The sequence below is a fragment of the Streptomyces sp. ISL-11 genome (assembly GCF_018614525.1).
GTDB lineage: Bacteria > Actinomycetota > Actinomycetes > Streptomycetales > Streptomycetaceae > Streptomyces.
The window spans coordinates 24222-31396 of sequence record NZ_JAGGOL010000061.1; the positions used below are offsets into that span (position 1 = coordinate 24222).

At 72.7% G+C, this 7175-nt stretch carries 4 protein-coding genes, 1 tRNA gene and 1 pseudogene; 4 read left to right on the plus strand and 2 right to left on the minus strand.

The window, feature by feature from the left end:
* Positions 1-921 precede the first annotated feature (921 nt).
* Positions 922-1009: transfer RNA gene (locus J7E86_RS14195), tRNA-Leu, on the minus strand.
* Between the two features lie 579 nt (positions 1010-1588).
* Here J7E86_RS14195 and J7E86_RS14200 point away from each other — a divergent pair.
* Positions 1589-2098 carry a hypothetical protein gene (locus tag J7E86_RS14200; RefSeq protein ID WP_215082008.1) on the plus strand — a complete coding sequence of 170 codons (510 nt, stop codon included), beginning with the start codon at positions 1589-1591 and terminating at the stop codon, positions 2096-2098.
* 400 nt (positions 2099-2498) lie between these two features.
* Positions 2499-3338, plus strand: coding sequence for a formate dehydrogenase accessory sulfurtransferase FdhD (fdhD, locus tag J7E86_RS14205; protein ID WP_215082009.1), 840 nt, complete (start codon positions 2499-2501; stop codon positions 3336-3338).
* 29 nt (positions 3339-3367) lie between these two features.
* Here the strand turns inward: fdhD and J7E86_RS14210 are convergent, their stop codons facing one another.
* Entirely contained in the window at positions 3368-3805 is a 438-nt protein-coding gene (locus tag J7E86_RS14210; protein ID WP_215082010.1) for a MarR family winged helix-turn-helix transcriptional regulator, read from the minus strand.
* 84 nt (positions 3806-3889) lie between these two features.
* Between J7E86_RS14210 and J7E86_RS14215 the strand changes: the two genes are divergently transcribed.
* Together J7E86_RS14215 and J7E86_RS14220 are read left to right on the plus strand one after the other, a co-directional pair.
* Positions 3890-4849: a zinc-binding dehydrogenase gene (locus tag J7E86_RS14215; protein ID WP_215082011.1), complete on the plus strand. Its 960-nt coding sequence runs from the start codon at positions 3890-3892 to the stop codon at positions 4847-4849.
* 233 nt (positions 4850-5082) lie between these two features.
* Positions 5083-7010, plus strand: a pseudogene (locus tag J7E86_RS14220) (exo-alpha-sialidase).
* The last annotated feature ends 165 nt before the right edge of the window (positions 7011-7175 follow it).

The following is a 7175-nucleotide window of genomic DNA, read 5'->3' on the forward strand; positions in this document are numbered from 1 at the left end:
AGGCGGCTACGAAGAGCCCCACGTGGTCACCCGTGACGTGCTGCGCGGGCAGCCCGGGAACGGAGCGCAGGAACTCGGCTACGACGGCGACCCGGTCCTGTCTCACTCGGTCCGCGCCTTCTCCAGAGCGCGCTTCAGGTACCAACGGCCCGGGTAGCGGCGGCCTTTGCGATCCTTCCAACCCCGCTCCTGCAACATCGCGTGCCTCAAACGCTGGTCCTCTTCGCCGAGGACCAAGCCGACCCAGCCGTACCGATCCAGGGCGTGAACTTGCTCATCGCACCGCCCTCCACTCAAGGATGCCGGATATGACGAAGGGAGCCATGCAGCCAGCAGGCGGGCTCCCCGTCGACCTCGTAGGCCTGGCCCGCCAGGTGATGCGGTCGGCCGAGCCGACGTCCGCCTCCGGCGGCAGGTAGACCAGGAGTCGTTCCTGGGTGGTCTCCCTTGGCGGCGAGCGGACGCCAGGGGCGGCTTCAAGCTCTACCACGGCGAAGACGGCGGCCCCCAGGGCCCAGAGAAGGTGTCCGCCCTGTGGCGGACCGTCCGGAACCGGCTTCACCTGCCGGAAGACTTCCGGCTGCACGACTGGCGCGCCAGCAAGATCACCAATGATCTCAACGCCAAGGCGAGCCCAGTCGAGGCGTCGAAGAACGCTCGGCACCACAACCCGGGCTACACGATGGAGCGCTACGGCAAGCGCCGCCCGGACGCCGCAAAGGCGCTGGCCGGACGCAGCGCCAGCCGGATCGGGCTCGGGCGGGTAGCAGCCTGGCCCAAGATCCCTAGCCGGTCAGTCTCGTGGTTGGTCACGCCACCGGCCTGGGGAAGCGGCCCATTCCGTGGGTCACGCGGTGGGTCACGCGAAACACCATCAGACCCGTAGAAACAGAAAAACCCCAGATCAACTGGGGTTTCTGCTGGTGTCCGAGGGGGGACTTGAACCCCCACGCCCGATAAAGGGCACTAGCACCTCAAGCTAGCGCGTCTGCCATTCCGCCACCCGGACAAGGTGTCTGTCTCTGCGGGGTGTTCCCCGCGGCGACATGGATAACAATACCAAGGTTTCGGAGTGCCTTTCACCTGGGTATCTGCGGGAGACATAAAGTCCGCTTATGGGCAACGAGGGACACTTCAGGGCGAGCAGTACGCCCGGTGGAGGGCAGCGGCGGCCTCGGGCCCTGTCGCCGTTGCGGGAGCATCTGCGGGACACGTTCTGGTTCACGCCCACCGTGGGGCTGGTGGGGGCCGCGGGGAGCTTGATCAGCTGTTCATCCGGGCCTGCTGGACGACGGGGACTACAACACCGTCTCCGGCCTGGCCGGCCGGGGCAGCCGGGGTAGTGGCGGAGATCGCGCACCGGCGGCGGGCCGGGGTGCTGCGGGACGACCGCCGTGAGCCTTCACCTTGATGTGCCAGGTCAAAGGGCTGGTGTGATCGGCGCTCGAGGTGCTCACGCTGGTCGGGGTCGACAGACTGCGGAGTAGACCGTCTGCCAGCGGAGTCGACTCGAAGGGAAACGCGACGCAGCAACGTCGGCGGATGTGCGAGCCTACTTTCTCCCCAGGCGCCGACCGAGAAGACCCTGATGAACCCCGACGAAGCCCTCAAGCAGCTCAGCCACATCGCGCGCGAGAGGGCATTCTGCGGCCACGTCGGGTCGGACCGGCTCATCCGGGCAGGGCTGGACGCGTTGATCGCCGGCGTTGAGAGCCCTTCCCTGGCTATGTTGGCCGGTCTCCTCCGGAGCGAAGAGCCCGAAGCGCCGGCACTCTTCGATCAGGTGCTGGAGGAGTTGGAACTGGTCTTCCAGCCACCCGCTGACCCGCGCGCCGCGAAGTGGGCGACGGCCTACTGGGTCGCCGGTCGGATCGCCGACGGATCCCTGGCCCCTGCCACCGGCACCCACATCATCTGGGCCGATATTGCCTATGACCTTGGCTATCCCGAAGAGCTGGAACCCCTCGTCTCCTGTGCACTCAACCTGGACGACTGTCAGGAGAGCTGGGGAGGCTCCTCGGAGGAACTCAACAGGGAAGCCGTCGAGGCCGCGAAGCGGTTTGTGAGCGAGTGGCCGGCAGCAGAGGCAGGGAGCTGATCGTCGGTTCTGGCTCGCCGTAATGAGGCGGTCTTCTACGACATCCGGGGCTGCGCGATCGGCAGCGCGCAGGTGACGCGGCGGCTGATGGCGGCGCTCGACGACCTGTCGCGGCTCGCGCCCGCCGGCGGCCGCCGCTGGTGCGTCACCGTACGCTCCTGCGGCAGGCCGTGGAGCGTACGGTGCCCGATGCGCCGACCGGTCGGCGTGCCCGTGTCCGCAGCCGCCGGGCCGGTCAGGGAACGCTGTGGGGCCGGGTGCTACCGAACAGTAGTCACGCGGCGGGGCGCCGGTGGGGTGCCCGGGTCCGATGAGGCCCACGTCACGTGAGACCGTTCTGGTACGGCGGCTTCAGGGACAGCCGTACCACCACCTCCATCACCACCGGGACTGATCGAACATGGGACGGGTCACCGCACGCCGCCGCGTCATCCGCATCCGGGACGGCGCCGTCGGCGCCCGCCCCGACACGCTGGTGGCCGAGGAGCCGATGGAGATCCGGCTGAACGGCAAGCCGCTGGCCGTCACCATGCGCACGCCGGGCGACGACTTCGCGCTCGCGGCCGGTTTCCTGGTCAGCGAGGGCGTCCTCGCCCACGCCGATGAGCTGGCGAACATCGTCTACTGCGCGGGCGCCACGGAGGACGGCTCCAACACCTACAACGTCGTCGACGTACGGCTCGCCCCCGGCGTCCCGCTGCCCGACATCGCCCTCGAACGCAACGTCTACACCACGTCCTCCTGCGGCCTGTGCGGCAAGGCGAGCCTGGACGCCGTACGGACCACCGCCCGGCACCCGCTGGCGGACGGGCCGGAGCCGATGCGGCTCACTCCCGAGTTCCTGGCCACCCTCCCCGGCCGGCTGCGGGAGGCGCAGCGGGTCTTCGACCGTACGGGCGGGCTGCACGGCGCCGCGCTGTTCACCGCGGACGGCGAACTGCTGGACGTGCGTGAGGACGTGGGCCGGCACAACGCGGTCGACAAGATCATCGGGCGCGCGCTCCAGCAGGGGCTGCTGCCGCTGTCCGGGACGGTGCTGCTGGTGTCGGGGCGCGCGTCGTTCGAGCTGGCGCAGAAGGCGGTCATGGCCGGGATCCCGGTGCTGGCGGCGGTGTCGGCGCCGTCGTCGCTGGCCGTCGACCTGGCCGCGGAGACGGGGATGACGCTGGTGGGGTTCCTGCGGGGCGCGTCGATGAACGTGTACGCGGGCGCGGAGCGGGTGGTCCTGCCGGCCGAGTAGGTCCCGCGCCGAGTAGGTCCCGAGCCGGGTCAGTCCTGCGCCACGCGGGCGAGCAGCGCGAGGAACTGCTCGCGTTCGGCCGGCGACAGTGCCGTCAGCAGTTCCTCGTTGGCCTCCTCCCCCAGTTCGGCCAGACGGGCCAGACGCGTCCGGCCCAAGGGGGTGAGGGAGATGGCGTTCTTGCGGCGGTCGGCGGGGTCGGGGGCGCGCGTGACGAGCCCGGCGGCCTGGAGGTCGTCGATGATCCCGACCATGTCCTTGGGGTCGAAGCCGGTGGTGCGGCCCAGCGCGGCCTGGGCGACCGGGCCGAGGTCGGCGACGGCGGACAGCACCGCGTGATGCGGCATCCGCATGCCCTCCTGGGCGAGCGCCTCGCCGACGAGGCGGCGGCCGCGCGCGGAGGCGCGGTTGAGCAGCCAGCTGGGGAGGGCGCGGATGCGGGTGAGCTCGGGCTCGTTCTCTGCCATGGGCCGAGCCTACCGACATAACCATTGGGCCTCCCAATGAAATGAGATAACGTTGGGATCACCAACGACATCTGGGAGGTGCGCGTGCGTCGCGTCCGGTATTACGAGAACGGCGGCCCCGAGGTCCTGCGCGTCGAGGAGGCCGACGTCCCCGGGCAGCCCGGTCCCGGTGAACTGCTCCTGCGCACCGAGGCCGTGGGCGTGACCCTGCCGGTCGTCCGCAAGGTGCGCGAGGGCGGGCTGCCGCTGCCGGCGAGCCTGGGCGGCGAGGTCGCCGGGCGGGTCGTCGCGGTGGGGCCCGGCGCGGAGGAGTCCGGGCCGCACCGCTTCGCGGTCGGCGACCGCGTCACGGGCCTGTGCTTCGGCGACGGCTACGCCGATTACTCCCTGCTGCACTCCACCATGGCCTCACCCGTGCCCGACGGCGCGAGCGCCACGGATGCCGTCGCGCTCGTGCGCTGCGGGCTGGTCGCCCTCGGCGCGTACGAGGCGGCCCGTCCGGCCGAGGGCGAGTCGGTGCTGGTGACGGCCGCGGCGAGCGGCGCCGGCCAGCTCGCCGTGCAGCTCGCCCGGGAACGGGGGGCGGGGCGGATCGTCGGCGCGGTCGGCTCCGCGGCCAAGGCCGGCTTCGTACGGTCGCTCGGCGCGGACGAGGTCGTGACGTACGAGGAGCTCACGGACCTGGGGACGTCGGCTCCGGTGGACGTCGTCCTCGACGCGGTCGGCGGCGAGCTCCTGCCCGCCGCCGTGGCGGCCCTCGCGCCGGGCGGCCGGCTGGTGGCGTACAGCTCGGGCGGTGGCACGATCGAGGCGTACGACCTGCTGGTCGGCGCCAAGTCGGTCATCGGGTTCCAGATGAGGCTGATCGCACGGCACCGTCCCGAGCTGATGGAGCGGTGGCGGCGGGAGCTGTGGGAGCTGTTCGCCGCCGGGCGGCTGCGGGCCCGCGTCCACGCGGAGCTGCCCCTGGAGGACGCCGCGACGGCACACGAGATCATCGAGTCACGCGTCAACCAGGGCAAGGTGGTCCTGCGGCCCGTGTGAGCTCTTTGGCGCAACTCGCCTTGTGGGGCGGGCGTCCGGCCCGTACGTTCGGCCTGACCGGCCGGGTCGTGCGCTGTCCGGTCTTCACGTGTCACGACATGTCATGACGTGCCTCGACGCGAAAGGGCCGGGCCATGGCGCCGCTCCCCCGCACAGGTCCCCGACACACCCGACGCATCCGACGCATCCGACGCCCCATCAGTCACACGGGGCACGCTCCGCTCATCCGGCGCATGCGGCGCCGGTACGGGCCGGCCGCCCTCGCCCTGCTGACGGCCGCCGCCCTGCTCGTCCCGCCGGCAAGGGCCGCCGCGCCGGCGGCGGGATTCGACGAACGCGTGCTGTTCAAGGCCGGGCAGGACGGCCCGCCCGGGGAGTACGCCTGCTTCCGGATCCCGGCGGTCGTGAATGGTGCACGGGGCACGGTCCTCGCCTTCGCCGAGGGCAGGAAGGGCAACTGCGGCGACGCCACCGACATCGACGTCGTCCTCAAGCGTTCCTCGGACGGCGGCCGCACCTGGGGGCCGCTGCGGGTCGTCGACGCGGGCGGCGGCGACACGCACGGCAACCCGACGCCCGTCGTCGACCGCGCCACCGGCCGGATCGTCATGCTCACCACCTACAACGAGGGCCGCCCGGACGCCGGCAACTGCGACGCGCCGTGCGACCGCACGCCGCACGTCCAGTACAGCGACGACGACGGCGTGACCTGGTCCCGCCCGCGCGACCTCACGCGGTCGCTGCGGCCGCGCGGCTGGAACTCCTGGTACGCCACCGGGCCCGGCCACGGTGTGCAGCTCGCGCACGGACCCGGCCGGGGGCGTCTGGTGGTCGGCGTCAACGCCGAGACCAACGTGGGCGGCCACGGCACCGCGAACCACGCGGCGCTCGCGCTCAGCGACGACGGCGGCCTGCACTGGCGGCCGGGCGCCGTCGACACGCACCGCATCGCCCCCGACGGAACGTTCACGCAGATGCCCTCGGAACTGACCCTCGCCGAGCGGACCGACGGCGCCGTCCACGTCAACGGCCGCGAGCAGAACGGCATGGACCTCGGCCACCGCGACGACGCGGTCAGCCGTGACGGCGGCGAGAGCCTCACCGCGCCGTTCCGGGCCCTGCCCGGCCTCTATCCCCCATGGTCCAGGGTTCCGTCGTGCCGCTGCGGCCCGGCCGCCGGCTGCTGTCCGCGCCCGCGGATCCCGACCGGCGCCGCACGATGACGCTCCGCCCCTCCTACGACCAGGGGCGCACCTGGGAGAGCGCCGACCGCGGCAGGCGCGTCACGGCCGACTGGTCCGGCTACTCCGACATGGCGGTCACCGGGCCCGGCACGGTGGGCCTGCTCTACGAGGCCGGCCGGGCCGACGCCCGTGACGAGATCCGGTTCGCGCGCTTCACGGAGGAGTGGCTCGGGCCGCGCGGCGGCCCGTACCCGACGACGCCCGACCGGGCGCTCCCCGCGAGAGGAAGGACGGGGGCGTACGTGCTCGGTGGGGCGCGGCCGGTCGGCGGCCGGGCCGGCGGCGCACTGGCCTTCGACGGTGTCGACGACGCGGTCCGGCTGCCCTTCCGGGACGGACTGCCGCTGGGCGGGCGCGACTTCACGGCGGTGCTGTGGTTCCGGGGGGTGGCGTCCCACGGGGAGCAGCCGCTGCTGTGGATGGGCGGGGCCGGCGGTGCGCCGCAGGTGGTGCTCCGCGCCGAGCCGGCCGCCCGCCGGGTCGCCGGCCAGGTGACCGCCATCGCGGGGCCGGGGCCGGCCCGGACGGCGACGGTGCGGGTCGCCGCCGCGTACGGCGACGGGCGGTGGCACTTCGCCGCGCTGCGGCGGGGAGGCGGGCGGATCGTCCTGACCGTGGACGGGGTCACCGCAGCGGTGGCCGACGTGCCGGGTTCGGTGAGCCGGAACTCCACGTTCGGGGTGCATCTCGGCCAGAGGCCGGATGCGCGGGCGCACCTGACCGGGGACCTGGACGATGTCCGGGTGTACGGGCGGGCGTTGTCCGACACGGAGCTGGCCCGCGCGGGCGCGTCCCGGCGGGTGGGGGAACGGGGGCTGGTGTTCTGGCTGCCGTTGGACCGGGTCGAGCCGGGTGGCCCTGCGGGCGGCGGGCCTGATGGTCGGGCCCCTGATGGTGCCCCCCGGGCCTCAAGGTAGGCCCGGGGGGGCCTGAGCTCGGTGCGGAGCCGGACCGGTGTACGGCGGATCATGTGAGCGGGCGGCTGCGGGCCGTGTCGTCCGCACCACCGCTGCGCGGCGGTGTCCTCAATCGCCGGACGGGCTGAAATGGGCTGAGCTCAGCCGAATCAAGCCCGTCCGGGG

What these genes read in the sequence shown, in the direction of transcription:
- J7E86_RS14200 (WP_215082008.1), top strand. Translation starts at nt 1,589, where the DNA reads ATGAACCCCGACGAAGCCCTCAAGCAGCTCAGCCACATCGCGCGCGAG.
- fdhD (WP_215082009.1), top strand. Translation starts at nt 2,499, where the DNA reads ATGGGACGGGTCACCGCACGCCGCCGCGTCATCCGCATCCGGGACGGC.
- J7E86_RS14210 (WP_215082010.1), bottom strand. Translation starts at nt 3,805, where the DNA reads ATGGCAGAGAACGAGCCCGAGCTCACCCGCATCCGCGCCCTCCCCAGC.